Annotated in this window: 19 protein-coding genes and 3 pseudogenes; 9 read left to right on the top strand and 13 right to left on the bottom strand. The window is 31.9% G+C overall.

Annotated features, from left to right (window positions below; all coding sequences use genetic code 11):
* Positions 1–118 precede the first annotated feature (118 nt).
* Positions 119–733, bottom strand: a pseudogene (locus JOD28_RS02185) (alpha/beta hydrolase); the annotation flags it as partial.
* Positions 734–1,040: 307 nt separating this feature from the next.
* Here JOD28_RS02185 and JOD28_RS09855 point away from each other — a divergent pair.
* Positions 1,041–1,193: a MepB family protein gene (locus JOD28_RS09855; RefSeq protein WP_338087777.1), complete on the top strand. Its 153-nt coding sequence runs from the start codon at positions 1,041–1,043 to the stop codon at positions 1,191–1,193.
* 27 nt (positions 1,194–1,220) lie between these two features.
* Here the strand turns inward: JOD28_RS09855 and JOD28_RS02175 are convergent, their stop codons facing one another.
* The 4 genes and pseudogenes from JOD28_RS02175 to JOD28_RS02160 form a co-directional block, all read right to left on the bottom strand.
* Entirely contained in the window at positions 1,221–1,844 is a 624-nt protein-coding gene (locus tag JOD28_RS02175) for a Type 1 glutamine amidotransferase-like domain-containing protein (RefSeq protein ID WP_204769274.1), read from the bottom strand.
* Positions 1,837–2,868, bottom strand: a pseudogene (locus tag JOD28_RS02170) (S66 family peptidase). Before JOD28_RS02170 ends, JOD28_RS02175 begins: the two are co-directional and overlap by 8 nt.
* 137 nt (positions 2,869–3,005) lie before the next feature.
* A pseudogene (locus JOD28_RS02165) lies at positions 3,006–3,266 on the bottom strand (hypothetical protein); the annotation flags it as partial.
* Positions 3,267–3,287: 21 nt separating this feature from the next.
* Positions 3,288–3,485: a hypothetical protein gene (locus tag JOD28_RS02160; RefSeq protein WP_204769273.1), complete on the bottom strand. Its 198-nt coding sequence runs from the start codon at positions 3,483–3,485 to the stop codon at positions 3,288–3,290.
* 371 nt (positions 3,486–3,856) lie between these two features.
* On the opposite strand from JOD28_RS02160, the gene JOD28_RS02155 reads away from it, so the two are divergent.
* Positions 3,857–4,369, top strand: a complete 513-nt coding sequence (locus tag JOD28_RS02155) for a GNAT family N-acetyltransferase (RefSeq protein ID WP_204769272.1) — start codon at positions 3,857–3,859, stop codon at positions 4,367–4,369.
* A 124-nt stretch (positions 4,370–4,493) separates the two neighbouring features.
* Positions 4,494–4,805, top strand: a complete 312-nt coding sequence (locus tag JOD28_RS02150) for a DMT family transporter (protein WP_204769271.1) — start codon at positions 4,494–4,496, stop codon at positions 4,803–4,805.
* 322 nt (positions 4,806–5,127) lie between these two features.
* On the opposite strand, the gene JOD28_RS02145 is transcribed toward JOD28_RS02150, so the two are convergent.
* Entirely contained in the window at positions 5,128–5,547 is a 420-nt protein-coding gene (locus JOD28_RS02145; protein ID WP_308445798.1) for a GNAT family N-acetyltransferase, read from the bottom strand.
* A 526-nt stretch (positions 5,548–6,073) separates the two neighbouring features.
* Here JOD28_RS02145 and JOD28_RS02140 point away from each other — a divergent pair.
* From JOD28_RS02140 to JOD28_RS02120, 5 genes are all read left to right on the top strand, one after another.
* Positions 6,074–6,598 carry a TetR/AcrR family transcriptional regulator gene (locus tag JOD28_RS02140; protein WP_204769270.1) on the top strand — a complete coding sequence of 175 codons (525 nt, stop codon included), beginning with the start codon at positions 6,074–6,076 and terminating at the stop codon, positions 6,596–6,598.
* Between the two features lie 4 nt (positions 6,599–6,602).
* On the top strand, positions 6,603–7,187 hold the full coding sequence (locus tag JOD28_RS02135; protein WP_204769269.1) for an NAD(P)H-dependent oxidoreductase: 585 nt from the start codon (positions 6,603–6,605) through the stop codon (positions 7,185–7,187).
* Positions 7,188–7,464: 277 nt separating this feature from the next.
* Entirely contained in the window at positions 7,465–7,977 is a 513-nt protein-coding gene (locus JOD28_RS02130; protein WP_204769268.1) for an HAD-IIIA family hydrolase, read from the top strand.
* Between the two features lie 478 nt (positions 7,978–8,455).
* Positions 8,456–8,875: a GNAT family N-acetyltransferase gene (locus JOD28_RS02125; RefSeq protein ID WP_239531033.1), complete on the top strand. Its 420-nt coding sequence runs from the start codon at positions 8,456–8,458 to the stop codon at positions 8,873–8,875.
* Between the two features lie 221 nt (positions 8,876–9,096).
* A complete protein-coding gene (locus JOD28_RS02120) occupies positions 9,097–9,510 on the top strand; it encodes a cytidine deaminase family protein (RefSeq protein WP_204769266.1) in 414 nt (137 codons plus the stop codon).
* Positions 9,511–9,774: 264 nt separating this feature from the next.
* On the opposite strand, the gene JOD28_RS02115 is transcribed toward JOD28_RS02120, so the two are convergent.
* On the bottom strand, positions 9,775–10,398 hold the full coding sequence (locus tag JOD28_RS02115; protein ID WP_204769265.1) for a PepSY domain-containing protein: 624 nt from the start codon (positions 10,396–10,398) through the stop codon (positions 9,775–9,777).
* Between the two features lie 377 nt (positions 10,399–10,775).
* On the opposite strand from JOD28_RS02115, the gene JOD28_RS02110 reads away from it, so the two are divergent.
* The gene (locus tag JOD28_RS02110) at positions 10,776–11,414 is read left to right on the top strand and encodes a CatB-related O-acetyltransferase (RefSeq protein ID WP_204769264.1); all 639 of its coding nucleotides are present in this window, start codon (positions 10,776–10,778) and stop codon (positions 11,412–11,414) included.
* 345 nt (positions 11,415–11,759) lie between these two features.
* Here the strand turns inward: JOD28_RS02110 and JOD28_RS02105 are convergent, their stop codons facing one another.
* The 6 genes from JOD28_RS02105 to JOD28_RS09725 all read right to left on the bottom strand — a co-directional run bounded on the left by JOD28_RS02105 (position 11,760) and on the right by JOD28_RS09725 (position 15,973).
* Positions 11,760–12,239, bottom strand: a complete 480-nt coding sequence (locus JOD28_RS02105) for a GNAT family N-acetyltransferase (RefSeq protein WP_204769263.1) — start codon at positions 12,237–12,239, stop codon at positions 11,760–11,762.
* A gap of 215 nt (positions 12,240–12,454) precedes the next feature.
* Entirely contained in the window at positions 12,455–12,970 is a 516-nt protein-coding gene (locus JOD28_RS02100; RefSeq protein ID WP_204769262.1) for an Asp23/Gls24 family envelope stress response protein, read from the bottom strand.
* Between the two features lie 57 nt (positions 12,971–13,027).
* On the bottom strand, positions 13,028–13,222 hold the full coding sequence (locus JOD28_RS02095; protein WP_204769261.1) for a DUF2273 domain-containing protein: 195 nt from the start codon (positions 13,220–13,222) through the stop codon (positions 13,028–13,030).
* A gap of 18 nt (positions 13,223–13,240) precedes the next feature.
* A complete protein-coding gene (amaP, locus tag JOD28_RS02090) occupies positions 13,241–13,804 on the bottom strand; it encodes an alkaline shock response membrane anchor protein AmaP (protein WP_204769260.1) in 564 nt (187 codons plus the stop codon).
* Between the two features lie 404 nt (positions 13,805–14,208).
* Entirely contained in the window at positions 14,209–15,099 is an 891-nt protein-coding gene (locus JOD28_RS02085) for an MDR/zinc-dependent alcohol dehydrogenase-like family protein (RefSeq protein WP_204769259.1), read from the bottom strand.
* Between the two features lie 343 nt (positions 15,100–15,442).
* Complete coding sequence (locus JOD28_RS09725; RefSeq protein WP_239531031.1) at positions 15,443–15,973, bottom strand: DUF3923 family protein; 531 nt, start codon at positions 15,971–15,973, stop codon at positions 15,443–15,445.
* Between the last annotated feature and the right edge of the window lie 8 nt (positions 15,974–15,981).

Genomic DNA, 15,981 nt, shown 5'->3' with positions numbered 1-15,981 from the left:
GATCAATGCGAGACCAATGAAAACACTCAACTGGCAATCACCACGAAAGGTTTTTCAGCAGTTTGCAGTGTTCGGTTAATTCTTGCAATCTACCACTTATAAATTTATTCAGCTGTTGCTTATATCCCACTACATGATCGTGTCTACCCAAAACTAATTGAATTTTTGTATTTTGTCCTAGATTTTGTAACTTTTCTTCAAATGAGATGGCGTAACTATTCTCTTGAAGGTGTTTTAAAAAGTTGGTATTAGCCTTATTTAGTCCAGGTAAAATAAGATCTTGGTACACCGCCCATCGTGATTGGCTAATTAAGACATTCATAGACTCAAAGTCATCATAAAATGTTTCATTTTCAGAATGATGTACTTTGCCAATAAATTCATTTTTATGTCTTTCTACTAAGCGTAATTCTTTATCAGCAATAGTCACAGGACAAGTTAAGAATAAACCGTTAACTTGATTTTGATAATGATAAGCAATTGCTTGTGCCAAGTAGCCACCATATGAATGCCCGTATATAGCAAATTTTTGTGCGCCAATTATATCATCAATAAAGTCTAAAAGTTTTTTAAAAATGGCATCAGTGGTGACTTCGGATGTGGGTAATGAATTTCCCATTCCTGGAATGTCTAAATAAATATGTTGGAATTTGGCAAGGTTGTTATCTTTTTCAAAAAAATTCTTAGTTGAATTTTTATCTAAAAATAAACCATGCAAAAATATGATTGGCATGCCGCTTCCAATCATTTGATATTCTATATTGTTAAATACTTTTGTTTCCATTACTGTCTTACCCTACTTTTCAATAAAATGATAATTTACTATATATTTTATGAGTTAATAGATTAAACTGCAATTGCTTTAAACGGAACTGAATTTAGTATAAGGAATCTTAACATTTGAATATCAAAAATAGTTCATACATGGAAGACCAACATTACTTTCCAAAGTATAGTTACTCATACTATTTTTAACATCTCATAGCATTATTCACCTTTAGGTTTGTTAGCTTGGTTAGTAGTTGTTTTGCTTTGATTTGGTGCTGGCTTTTCTGGTGTTTTTTCATCAAGCGCAAAATAGTGGCAAGATTAAGGGTAAAATAGCGTTTAGGGTATATCCCAGTTGGGAAAACGATTTAAATAATACAGCTGTTAAAATACAATTCTGGCAAATGCCTTACATTGTTGATTGATCTCTAAAAAAGGATAGTCAAAGTCACTTAACGCAAAAATGTTTGAGTGTCGTTAACCACTTCCAAGGCTTGATTATTATTAAGTCTTGTGATGTTAATGCCGGTTTTATTTTCGTATTCAGTAATTTTATCTTTGATTGTAGCATCACGCGTTAGCATTTCTTTAAAGTGTGGATAGACTTGTATAGTAGTTAAATTTAGGCCTGTTAAATCTGTGTCATTAAACTGATTATCTTCTGGATAAAGATACTGCATCAGATCTATGGATGATCCCATGACAATTGAACCGGCGCTCAGACCGAATATAAGTCCCCCGTTTTGATGTATTTTTCTCAAAATACAATCAGCGCCACTTTTCTTAATAAAATGTAAAAGATAAAATGGGTATCCCCCATTCAAAAAAATAAGATTGTAATCAAAAAGTTTGTTGGCATTCTCAAACTCAATGTCTAAGAAATCTACTTGTGGCACATTCATGTTAATCAAGTCATTTCTTATTTGTTGCATTTGTGGGTGCTTTTCTTTCTCTTTTGGCCAAGATGTTGAAATAATGCAAGCCTTAGTTACTTCATTTTCGCGGATCATGTTTTGAGCAACATTCTCAATTGTCTGTGTTGAAAATCCATAAGCAGTCAGTAATAGTTTATTCATTTGTAATACGAACCTTTTTTGATTGATTTCTACAAAACATTACTGTAACTTTGTAATTTACATGTGCCAGTGTGATCATAGGCTCATCATAATACTTATTTTTGTAATGACTTTGTCCCAATGGTACAGTAAAAATTGATTGAGTGTGCCCAAAATCTAAATCATATATTACTGGTATTTTCTTTAATATTGAAAACTTATCCAAAATTGATCGCAATTTTGGATCATTCATTTCATTAACAGTAGGAAATCTTCCTATTACAAGTGCTTTTATATCAGTATGTATTTGTAATATTTAAGCCAGTTCACGTGAAAATTCTAGTGGTTACCCACCCTCTGCTTGCTCAATGAAAATAATAGAATTTTTTGTTTTGGGAAAAAATGGCGTTCCTGCCTGTAAACAATATGTCTGAATGTTGCCTCCAGTGGATATACTGGTTGCTTCTCCTTGAGTATACACCTTCCATTTGTTAGCTAGAAGATGTCGTGGTAAGGTATTGTCAAACCACAAATCACTTGTCCAAACGTCACTAGGCGCCAAACTCAAAGGAGTTATTTAAAGATGCTTTTAACCACTCTGCTGTTTGATATTCTTGCAATTCATTCATTTTGAATGAATAATAGCATGGGCCATAATATGTAATGTCGTTTGTCATTGCACGAATTGCATTATGGAAACTAGTTGTATCAGAATATCAAAAAAACATTTTTGAATTTGAGCAGACAATGTCCCAATCAATATGTGTTAATAATTCATTAGAATTAAAACCACCGATAGTAGTCATAATAATGGCTTTAACATTTTGATCACTGAATGCATCGTGGAAATCCGAAATTCTCGATGCTATGATACTTGAATAAAATTCATCGTTTTCAAGAATGTGCTTTCCGAAAGTTACTTGAAATCCTAAGCTTTCCAATCTCTTTTTGGCAATTAAATTTTCTTCAAAGCCACCAACACACGCCATTGAGGAACTTAGGATATAATTCTAATTTCGTCACCTTTTTTTGATTTTGAATGCATAAAAAGCCGAACCTCCTTAATCATTTTAATTAAATTAGTTAAATCTTATTTTAAACAAGTCAATATTTAACATATAACCAATAATATATTATAGTTCTGTATTTTGCAATGTGACATTAGTAACAGATAGTTTGATTTTACAACTTTGTTTCTCTCAATTGTCTTCTAGCTTGATACAATTGTTCTTCAATTTTATTTAACCCGCCTTCACTATTACGATCAGTGCCTTTAATTGGCAAGTCTAAATCGCGATACGCAAAGGTTAACTCAATTGATTTTGAAATCAAATCTTGTACCCGAGATGCTAATTTTTTGTTAAAAAAAATCACATCTTCGTATGTTTGAGATTGTGCTTGTCTGATTTTTGCTTGTAATTGCATTGATACGCTCAACGTTGCCATGCACTTCGATGCTTTCAGCTAAATTTGTTGATAAACCACCAACAGCTTATCAACAAATTTACCAAATATTTTTTGTTCGTCAATTTCAAACCGATTAACTGTTTTTCCATTAATATCCATTGCATTCGCTAATGCTTGTTGTGTTACTATAAGCAGTTGACATATCAACACCAAATTATCCTTTGTGAATTCTGGTGCGTGCAATTCTTGCGTCATAATGTTTTTTCCTTTCAACGGTTTGTATTGACGAATATTTTTTTAAATTAACTAATTTTTCTAATTCAATTGAAGCCGTGTTTTGACTTTTAAAGCCATAATTTTTACCTACTTCCCTTTTTAAAACTACAAGTATTTAATTAACAGCAAATCCAAACACAGATGCTAAATATGGGACGTCTAGCGTGGTATTGCATATTATAATTAAGTCCTTTCATATTTGAACTCTTTGTAGAATTATGCTAATATAAAAATAATTGTTCCACCGGGAACGTTGCTTAAAAATAAGCAGTTGATTGCATTTCGTTAGGTCTTTGAAGAAATGTAATTGGCTGCTTTTGTCTTTTTATTAAACAATGGAGAACACAGATATGCAGATCAAAAAACTAGATTTAACAGACCTCAACGTACTACAAAAAGTTAGCATGGAAACTTTTTATGATACTTTTGCGGATCAAAATACAGAAAAAAATATGCAAGACTATTTGTCAAATAGTTACAAGTTAGAGACACTGACTGAAGAACTAGAAAATAAAAATTCATTCTTTTACTTCGTACTCAATGATGAAGATGACATCATGGGCTATCTGAAGTTAAATATAAACGATGCCCAATCGGAAGATGATTTTGAAAATGCCCTTGAAATCGAACGAATATACATTCGCATAGGTTTCCAAAAACAAGGACTGGGTAAAGTGTTATATAATATTGCAACGACCAAAGCAATTCAACTGGGAAAACAACGTATTTGGTTAGGTGTTTGGGAATTTAACCAAAATGCTAAAGCATTTTATCAACATCTGGGATTTGATTTTGTTGGAAGTCATACCTTTAACATGGGTGATGACCCACAAACTGATTTAATCATGGTTAAAACCATTTAATCTATAACCTTATAAATTAAATATAATATTTTGTTCCACCGGGAACAGTTTCTAAACAGTACGTCCACATCATTAGGTCAATGAAGATGTGGACATACTGTTTTTTATTTTAAGGAGAATAAAAATGACTTGGATTTATTTATTTTTAGCTGGAATTTTTGAAGTGGTTTGGTCTAGTACCATGAAACTTAGTAATGGATTTTCACATTTTTGGTGGACCATACTAACTTTTATTGGAATGATCATCAGCTTTGCTCTACTTTCTTTATCACTTAAAAACTTGCTTCTTAGTTTTGCTTATCCGATATGGACTGGCGTTGGAGCAATCGGCTCAATCATTATTGGCGTCTTGTTTTTTGGTGATAAATTAAGTATATTCACCTGGTTTTTCATTGTCTTACTCATTATTGGTATTAAATTTACTAATGGGCACTAAGGCTATACCAATTCAAGTTCACATAAGCTACGCTATGCAAAGTAACACTATATCAGCGTTTACAAGCACTAAAAATAAATCATTTTCAAAACCTTTCACACAGCCCTTAAAATGCCTATTTCATTACAGCAATATTTAATTTTTACAAACTCGATTGCTTTAGACCAATTTAGCTAAACAACTTTAACAAAAAAACAGTTTGTGTTTTTTCAAATCACTTGTTACAAATTCTTATTATTTAAATTAAGAAAATAGACTTCTTTATCCGATCATTGCCCAAATTCAAACATAAAGTTTTTTCTAATTACTTCAAAGGAAAAACCTAATTTTTTAAGAAGCTCTTTTCTTTAGAAGGTTTATTCTCCAAACTTACCTGTGCCTCAATTCTGTGGTAGCCTAGTTCATCAGATGAAACCTTTAAAATAGCTGATAAAGCTTCAAAAGCATAACCTTTTCGACATAGTTGATTATGAATAAAATAACCAATTTCACCCCAATTCATAGTATCTCGAGCTAATGTGGCAATATCAATCATCCCAATATGATGATGTTGTTTGTCAAAAATAGCAAAAATATACGTATGATCTGTTTCGCTTAATTTTTGATGTTTTTTGACCAGGCCGTTAAACCAATCTCCTGTACAAATACTCATATCTAACAGGCCTTCATCAAATGGATTTTGAGATGGTTTGCGTTCTGAAAATCCTGCAAACCAACTGTTACCTCTAAAGGTTTGATCCAAAGTCTATCGTTAGAAATTTTTTTCATTACTTGCGTTGCTCCTCTTTTCTAACTAACGAATTTTATACTAATAATTTTTATAATAGTGGCATGCTGAAACCAATTCTAACACAGGTAAATACAAAAACCTTAAACAAAAGAGAAAACTTTGTTCAATATTAAAACTTCATTGTTTCAAACTTTTTCGTTTAGCTGACAACGTGTGTATTCATGTAATTTAAGGTCTTCTGGTGCAAAGAATGACCTCACTTGACTTTCCCATTCTTAATATATCCTCACTCTTTTAAGTGAGATGGACGTGGATGTAGTTGCTTTTCATTATATGGGAATGTCATTTTGTCAAGTTCTGCTGTCGGTACGCTCATACTACTATGCAAGTTTAATTGGTTACATACTGCCATTGGTAATGAACTATCATCTGGATGTTAAAAACATAGATGTTGAGGGAAAATCTGGTTGACACAAAAAGATAACAGTGTTATCTTTTAATTATATCATTTAAGTAAATTAATGGTAAGGTGAAAAATATGAAAAATACTAAATCTCTGATTCTAAATACCACTATAGAGTGGATTAGCGAAAAAGATTATCGTGAAATATCTCTTAGAACCCTGACTAATTCGATTGGCATCACTACAGGTGCTTTCTATAAACATTTCAACAATAAAGAAGATCTATATTATCAAGTTTCAATATTATTATCGCAAGAATTAACAGAACGATTAAACCTTGATATTACTGCTGATCCGACTAGCGAATTATTAAAGGTAGCCGAGCAAATCTGTTTGTTGTTTCAAAATGAGCCCTATTTAATGGCATTTATCATGTTGAACCAATCTAATAACCTTGATAGGCAAAATTTTGTGTTTTTAGATGCGATTAACAAGCTGATACAGCGAGTTAATCCAACTAAAAACGAACAAAGTAACAAAGCATTATTTATTCAACTATGGTCTTTTATACAAGGATATGGTGCATTAATTAAAAATGGAGTAACTAATTATGATCGTGGGCTAGTTAAAAATACACTATACAAACTTTTGGAGAAATAAAAATATGCATACACTTATTATATATTGCCACCCTTATCAAAACAGTTTTAACCATGCCATATTAGATGCAGTACAGCAAAGTCTTAATCAATCCAACTTAAAATATCAAATCATTGACTTGTATGCCGATGATTTTTCTCCAGTTTATTCCACCGAGGAGCTAAAACTTTATCATAGTGGTCAAACCACTGATCTGTTAGTTGAGAAATATCTAAAGCTACTCAAAATGGCACATACTGTCATAATTATTTCCCCTGTTTGGTGGAATAGTGTACCAGGTATGTTGAAAGGATTTATTGATAAAGTGATGAAAGAAGGAAAAAATCTATCACATATTGTTACAAAATTAGGTGTCCAAGGCGAACTAAAGAATATAAAAAAATGTTATTTAATCACAACATCTACCTCACCGACATTTTATATACGTTTTTTCAACGCTAATGGTATTAAAAAAATATTTTTAAATCAAACATTAAAGCAATTAGGTTTTCAAGGACGTTCTTGGATTAACTTTGGCATGATTTCGACTACAAGTATTGAAAGAAGAAAGAAGTTTCTTAAAAGTATACGATTAAAAAAATTTGAATAACAGGCTACTTCATATTCATTAGCAAAGACGTTAAAGCGCCGTTGTTCGTGTATTATGAAATGCAAGGTTGGTTAACATCGATAGCTGTTAATTTAACTTGATGACGACTAAACCACATATCAACCCACCCATTTAACGCCGATAACATATTACTTGTATTTCTCTTTTAATCATAATGGTATCCCTTTTTCTTGGTTATTGTAAAACTCGATGCAAATATTATTGGTATAATGAGGATATATTTTATTATTGATCAATTTCAAAGGAAAAACTTATAATGATAATCCAGCAATACACCACTGTTTTTATTGACCGTGATGGGACTATTGGTGGTGATGGACACTTCCAGTCCCTAGAAGATTTTAAATTATTTCCCTATACGTTAGGAGCTATTGATAAGTTAAAAAATAATAATATTAAGGTATTCGGTCTTTCAAATCAAACACATATTGCAGATGGGAAAATGGATTATAATGATTTTTTCAATTCCTTTATTTCGATAGGCTTTGATGATGCTTTTATTTGTCCCCATTCAGAAAAAGCTAATTGTAATTGTAGAAAACCAAAAAATGGGTTAATCAATCAAGCACATGCAAAATATGATTTTGAAAATAGTAAGTCTGTTATCATTGGTGACCGATACTCATCTGACATAAAACTTGCTTTCGATTGTGATATGCTTGGCGTTCACGTTGAAACAGGGAAACAAGAATCAGATGCTTGGCATAATTGCGATAAAGTTGTCAATGTTAGAACGCTTAAAGATGCGGTTGACTACATTGTCAAATGACTAAGGATTTAAATTATCACACTAACTAGTCATCATGAATAACTTTATCTTAATTACCGTTTAGTTTGATACAACTGCTCTTCAATTTTTTTAGTGCACTTTCACTATTGCGACCAGTTTCATCAATTAACAAATCTAAATCACAGTATGCAAAAGTAAGTTCAATTCACTTTGTTCATCATCTATTATATCGTAGCAGCAATTTTGCCCATGAAACATGACTAACCCTAAAATCAAATCAAATACAGATGCTAAGTTTTGAATTTCTTGCATAGTACAACATAATTAAATAAACAACTAGACAAGCTAGATTGATAATAGCTAAACATTGGTGTAAAATTTGAATATTATTAGAAAATGAGGTACAAAAATGGGAAATAATATTAGATTAAAAAGCGTGAAAGCAGCCAACAACACAAAACAAAATTGTGATTCGATAATTAACAAGCCAATTTTAAAAAAATTCAACACTTCAAACATGGAGCTTTATAAACAAAGTATAGATTTGAGAAATACTGTTTTGAGAGCACCACTTAAAAAGTTAATTACACCTGAAGAAATGACAATTGAACAAAATAATCAGTTTTACGGTATGACGATTGCTGAGGTTTTAGTTGCAACTTTTTCAATTTATCAAAAAGATGTAAATACAATTCGATTGGTGTCTTTTGCTGTTAGCACGCAATATCAACAACAAGGACTCGGATCACGTTTATTACGCTGGGCACTTAATGATTTTCGAAAACAAGGCTATCAACAAGTGAGTTTGTCGGCACGATCATCGGCTCATGAGTTTTATTTAAAGCAAGGATTTAAGGATATTGGACGACAAACTGTAAATCACTATTTGAACGCCATAGACTTTGAGATGCAATATAATATTTCAACACAACACTAAAAAATAGGCCATTTCTACACCGCCTTATCTCATTACACGCTTTTTAAAATTTCATAAGCAAATTATTTGTATATTAATAATGAATTAACTTTATGTTATGCTTAATTTATTGTTGAGAGCTATTTAAATGATATGGCTAAGATATTTTTCTCACCATGACATATTATGAAATGGTGAGAATTAATATGATTTTATTTGACTAAATTTAAAGGAGATTTTTAATGGATATTTGGGAAAAACTATACAACGAAGCTAAGGTACTATACAATCCACATGAAGTGTCACCTTTTGTATATGCTGAACATGTTGTATGCGCCTTGGAAGCTGAAGACGGACAAATATATACAGGATATTGTTTTGAAGCGACATGCGGTGTTTTTCATCTTTGCGCTGAACGTGCCGCCGCTTTTAACATGTATCAACAGAGTAAGCAAACAAAAATCAAACGCATCATAGCTTTCAGAGACGAGGCCCCTTCTGGCGTCGGAGGAATGCCATGTGGTGCTTGTCGGGAATTTTTAATGCAATTAAACATTGAAAACGCAGCCACAGAAGTAATGGTTGATTATACCAAGCGAGAGACGATCACCTTAAATGAACTGATGCCCAATTGGTGGGGAACAACACGCGTTTAAAGTTTAAATTAACTACTGTGTATTTTCAAATCATTTTGTAAGCAATCAAAGACATCGGCATTGTCAAACATCACAGCTTGAGTGTTTAACAATGCCCTTAACATCGGTTATTGATGATCTTGGTAGAAAATAAAAAAAGCCACTAATAAAATGACTGGTATACACGATTGAATGGTTTGGGGAACTGTTTCTAGTGCCTTGCTTAGTTTAATGACCCCTTTTAATACAAGGTTTCATATGATTTAATTAGTTATCTTTTTTTAATTAATCGTCAGTTTCTTGCTCGAGAACTTGACCATTTTGAGCATTAATTTTTACAGATATATCATCACTATCAGTGTTTAATACTATTTCCCACTGTGTTATGCTATCGCTTTTTTCTAGTGACCAGCTCTTGACAGAGCCATTTTTCTTAGCGGATTGTTTTGCTTTGGTTACCGCATTTTCTAAGGGAATGATATTAACGAAGTCAATGGCCTTACTCTTTTTTTCAATACCATTTGCTTCGTCAGTATCTAATGATTCCTTATCATGACTAATAACTTTTCCTGTGTCTGCGTGTATTTTTAATGAGTATTCGGTATCATTATCAACGCCTGTTATGTCATAAAACGTTGACAGGAGGGTTTTATCAAATTCAATTGATGTAATAGTTGTGTTCTCGTATCTTTGATTAAAAATGTTTCTAACTTTGTCCACACTTAGAAAATTATTATCATTTTTATCAGATTTTCCACTAGAATTAGTTGACGTAGACACGCTAGTTTGCTCAGAACTTTGAGTTGAAGGACTAATATTTTTTTGACCGTTATAAAGTAAATACGCAATTACAATCAGTAGTAGGCTAATAATAATCAGCAATGCTGTGGTTGTCCATTTTTTAAACATATTAACTTCCTCATTTCTATTTAATGATAAATATCATTACCTTTGTTGATTAAATTTTAACATGTATCTGGGTTTTACCACACAAAAATGCCTGATTGCAAAAATAGCATATATTCAAAAAGTGCATCTACCATTTATTTTTAATTATTGTCTGTTCCTTTTAAGGCTAATCGTGCGGACACTAGCTTTTCATCAGTATCATAATTGAGGGTGTAAGCCATCACTCTTATCCACAATTAAATATTCTAAATCAGAACCCTAGGCATTTTTAACAATGGACTGTTAGCACATTGCTGTTTTTTTCTAATTACGATTGTTTATTTAATTATGGTAAACTATTTAACGAATATTGCGTGTAAAATTAAGGAGCATCTATAATGACTAAATTGCCGAACCCTAATAAAACATATCCTGATGATAATGTTAAAAGTATTGTATTTTTAAAAAATGTTGTGACTAATCCTAACATTGAAGTTGGGGAATTTACCTACTTCTCGGATAAAGAACCAGAGAAATTCGAAGAACATGTGACACATCATTATGATTTTATCAATGATAAATTAATTATTGGCAAATTTTGCTCGATTGGTGAAAATGTAGAATTTATAATGAATGGTGCTAACCACCTTATGAAAGGTATAACACCCTATCCTTTTTATATTATGGGAGATGAATGGTCTGAACATGTTCCTGTAATTGACGATTTACCAAACAAGGGAAATACTGTCATAGAAAATGATGTTTGGATAGGTCAAAAGGTAACAATTTTACCAGGGGTACATGTAGAGAATGGTGCTATTATTGGTGCTAACAGTGTTGTTGCCAGTGATGTTCCAGCCTATTCTATTGTCGCTGGAAATCCTGCCAAACAAATTCGGAAAAGATTTTCAAATGAGATCATTGAACAGTTGCAATCACTAGCTTGGTGGCATAAAGATGTTGAATGGATTACTAATAACATAGATTACTTAATGACAGGTAAAATAACCAAAGAAAAAATAGATGAATTGAACTAATTCATCTATTTTTTTTGACTTATCGCCCTTTTCACTTAATTCAATGGCTTACGAGTTATAGCGTACTTTCGACTGATATAATTGCTCTTCAATCTTGTTAAGCCGACGCTTTGTATTGGGATCAGTTCCGTTAATCAATAAATATAGATAAGCCAGCTCAATCGATTTTGAAATCAAATATTGCACCCTAACTGCTAATTTTTTACACCTAAAGAAATACAGAATGGTTCAGCACACAATAATTATGAAAGACATTCCGCAGAAATATGTATACAATTTGTTAACGCTTTAAATTTTACTAAAAATATTAAAAATGACGTACACTACTGATTATTTATCAGTTTATCAAAAGTTGAATTTTTCTAAACGATATAGTTCTTCTGAATCTACCTCGTCTATTCCATTTTTAAAATCATAGCCCATTTTTTTGTAAAACGTTAAGGCAGTTTTTGATGCAGGTATTTCAATACGTGATGCTCTTAAAAAATAATCATCCATTTCCAAAGTGTTAATAATCACTCTCCCCAAACCCTGCCCTTGATAATCTGGATCAACAAAAATATTAAAAAGACTGCTTTCTGTCTGGCTACCCCAAAAAGGACCAATTGACCCTACTCCAACAATTTGTTTATCATCAGAATTTTCAATGACATAACAATGAAACTGTTTTGCACGCTCAATTAAATCATTAGCCTTTAATGCTTGTAGGTCATTTTCAATGAACTCACTTGAATAATCTTTTATATTAGTAGTTCTCATTGTTTTAGCTATTAGCTGTGCAACTAATTCAGCATCTGTATTTGAAAATTTTCTTATTTTACGCATAGGTGACCGCCATAGAAATTACTCCAATTATACTCTTGTTTTGATAAAATACTAGTTGTAGTTTATCACTGTTGAAGTACTCATTGACATGTTTTCTCCGAGCTGATTAACATCAATCCCAGCGACAATGGCCATTCATTAACATTAAGAAATAATACAAAAAAACTCGAAGTTTTTAGTTTCGAGTTTTTTACTAATTTTTGAATTAATTATTTTTACTGCACGCGGCTATCTTCATCTGTTAAGTTGCTAGCTGTTTCTTTCACAGAACCAACTCCCTCAGAAGTTTTTTCCTTGATTGCACTACCTGCATCAGAAACTCTGTCTTGTAGTGTCACTCTTGAATTTTTATATTCAGCCTGTGTCTGAATATCGATAATTTGAACATTCAATTCGACCAACTTTAGACTCGTTGTTTTTTCTAATTGTGTCTCAGTTACTTTTCTTAATTCTTTATATATATCATGAGCATTATGACCAAACGCCATAATGACATTTAAATCAACAGCAACCTGTTCTTTACCAACTTCGACATCAATACCATCAGTTGGGTCATCACTATTGACTATTTTATTTTTAATATTTGAAACAAAACCACCGTCTACACCAAGAAGACCTTTCACATTTTCAATGGCATAACCGACAATTTTTCGAATGACTTTGTCGTTAAAAGTCAATTCACCTTTAATATCTGTTGAAGTAGTCTGTGCACTCTTATTTTCTGTAACCATTGTACTATTTCCCTCCTACATTTATAAAACTACATTTAGTCAATATATTCTTGACTGCTATTTACGTTTGAAAATTTGCACTAGTGGTGTGAAATCAAAATCATATTTGTCTAACAAGTAACCAATAACACTTGCTAATATTGTTAAAATTAAAATCCAAAAAGTATTAGCAAAGCCAACAGTCATCAGTAGAGTTGCTAAGATAAAGCCTAGAACACCAAATAGCCAACTATTGGGAATCTTATTTTTCAATTGTATTCCTCCACCCTACTACACGACCCGTGTAGACCTTTTTTTACGTGAACTACCTGTCGACTTCTGATCAACTTTAATACTTAGTTTCAATTTTTTTTCATCAATCCCTGAAAGTAATTCTTGAATGTCACTCGTCAATGTTTGCTTAATTTGGGGTAATTGCTTGATGACGTGCCTTTGATACACTGAGTCTGCCGTAATGTCGAACTGATTAACATGTTTAGTGTTTTTAAAAGCAACTCTAATGTTGGATAAGCCATAACCTGAGAGTATTGTATTTACGAAACTGGTGACACCATCGTTACTAAGTGATAATACACCTTGCTTATTTTTTTCAAGCAGAATACCATTTTTTTGCGCTGGTATAAAAATAATGACAAGTAAAATAAGGATAGTAAGCACTAATAAGACTAATTGCGAAACATTTAGTAACGCATGTTGATTGATAGGACTATTACCTGCTATATTAGCAACAAAATCATTTATAGCCGTGATACTTTGGGGCCAGATAGTCATTGACAGTACAAAAATATAGATCAAACACAGCAAGCCAAGAAAAAATTTTTGCCATTTCTTCATAAGGTGGTCTCTTTTCTCATTATGCATGATTTTATCAAATATTAAGCGGCGCCACTTAATACCCCAAATATAACATAAGTAAATTTTGTTGTAAAATGATATACTCAAAAACCCTTCGAGTATATCATTTTCATCTTTTACTTTGCAATTTATAAATAACATTGAAACAATGGTTTTGGATCGAAAGATATTAGACGAGATGAAAAAGAAGCTAAAAATATGGCATTTAGTATTATTAGTTTACATTTTTTGGTAATAATGCCGTGTCATACAGACATAACACGCAAAAGGGACTCTAAATTTTAGAGTTCCTTTTGCTAGACCTTATATAAAATCCTTAAAATACTTATTTCATCATATCATTTATAAATAAATTAATTTTAGAGCAATCTAAATAAGATAACTTAAAATTTTAAGAGTATCCTTCCACGACTATGATTATCTTCAAGATAATGTTGCGCTTGTTTGACATCATGATCGTCAAAAACCTTACCAATCGGCGCTCTTAATGACTGGTCAGCTAACTGTTCTATTAGATATTCATAAGTAGTGTGATCAAATGATTCATGAACAAATTTGAAATTAGAAAACTTATTTTGTTTCATAATTGCAATAGAAACAATTGACAAGTCAATAATCTTATCGGATAAAGATTTCAAAATTTCCTCATTACCAGCTATGTCTGCGATGATGGCAGAGTCTAACTTTTCTGAAATATCTGAGACAGTATATACTTGAATATCTGGTAAAAAATCTTTTAAATACGTTTTGCTTGACGGTGTTACTATTGGGTATATTTTCTTATCCACAGTATTTAACTGTTGCAATAAGTAAATACCTATCACAGAATTTGCACCAGTTATAAAAACATTTGAAAAAGTTGAATCTTCGATTTCTTTTTTCAAAACTAATGAAGTTGCAGTCAATGTTGCCGCTTCATTATCTGACACTTCATCAGGTAGCATAAACAACCAATCATTATTTTCGTTCAATACATACTCACTAAAAGTACCTGATGGGTTCAATAAGAGTACCCTCTTATTAAGTAACTCTGAATCACGATTACTACCTACACTTACTACAGTTCCAACACCAGAAACGCCTATTGTTCTTGGTAATGTCCCAAATTGTTCTGATGTGGCATTGGGGTTGCTCTCTCTTTTTAAATCTGTTGGAACAACTGGTAATACGGCCATTTTAACTAAAACGCCATTCGGTAAAACTGCAGGTACTGATTCAGTGACATATTTCAAACTATCAATGCCATTATAATCAACTTGTTTAATTGAAATCATCTACTTATATCCTTTCGTTGTAAAGCAAACTATAGCCTAGTTCGCCTGAGTATGCAACAATGCAGTGATAAAAAGTTAGTTCGCCATGAGCATTATCGGAACTTAACTGAAAATTACCTCTGATTATGCTATCTTTACCTAAAATTGTCGTTTTGAATTTAACTCACTCAGAATAAATTAATTTAAAAACGCTGTTTGTTATATTTCATCTGACTACATAAAGTTTTAATAATTTCTGTCTTAACCACCAATTTGTTACGCAATAATTTTCAGTGACATATCCATAAAAACGCCGTTGCTACTATATAGTAGCAACGGCGTTTAAGAATAGGCGTTGACCTTATTATTCAGAAATAGTAGTCTTTTTTTTCATTATCAACCATACTGCCTGTATGATAAAAAGAAAAGCAAAAAATATACTGAGTACCGTCAATGAAACTAACTTATTAGTTAATGAGTTGATAGCTCCTGAGCCATCTATCTTTCTAAACCAAATAAACAAACTTAAATCGTCCAAAGAACGTGTCACTTCTTCGCATCTAATAATCTTCTTACCCTTAATAGAAAATATTGCAAACACTTCAATATGCCCTACATGATTATCCATTTTTGTGACATTGACAATATAGTGAAGAAATACCTTCTGAGTTTGTACATCAAACATTTCTTCTAAAAAATGAGGGACTTGAATTTTCTTAGTCACCTTTCTTAAAGTCACCATGTGTTGCTTAAATTCATCATATGTTGCGTTTAAACCATCTGTTGTCTGCAGATAAGTCTTATCAAAATAATCTTCTATTTTATCTACTTTAAGATTATTGAGTACTTCTTCATAGATATTTTCAATCAATATTTTCATATCTTGTGTTGTCATAGTTTCCT

The sequence above is a fragment of the Leuconostoc rapi genome, assembly GCF_016908715.1.
In the GTDB taxonomy this organism is placed as follows: Bacteria; Bacillota; Bacilli; order Lactobacillales; family Lactobacillaceae; genus Leuconostoc; species Leuconostoc rapi.
This window is presented reverse-complemented; position numbering and strand designations above follow the sequence as displayed.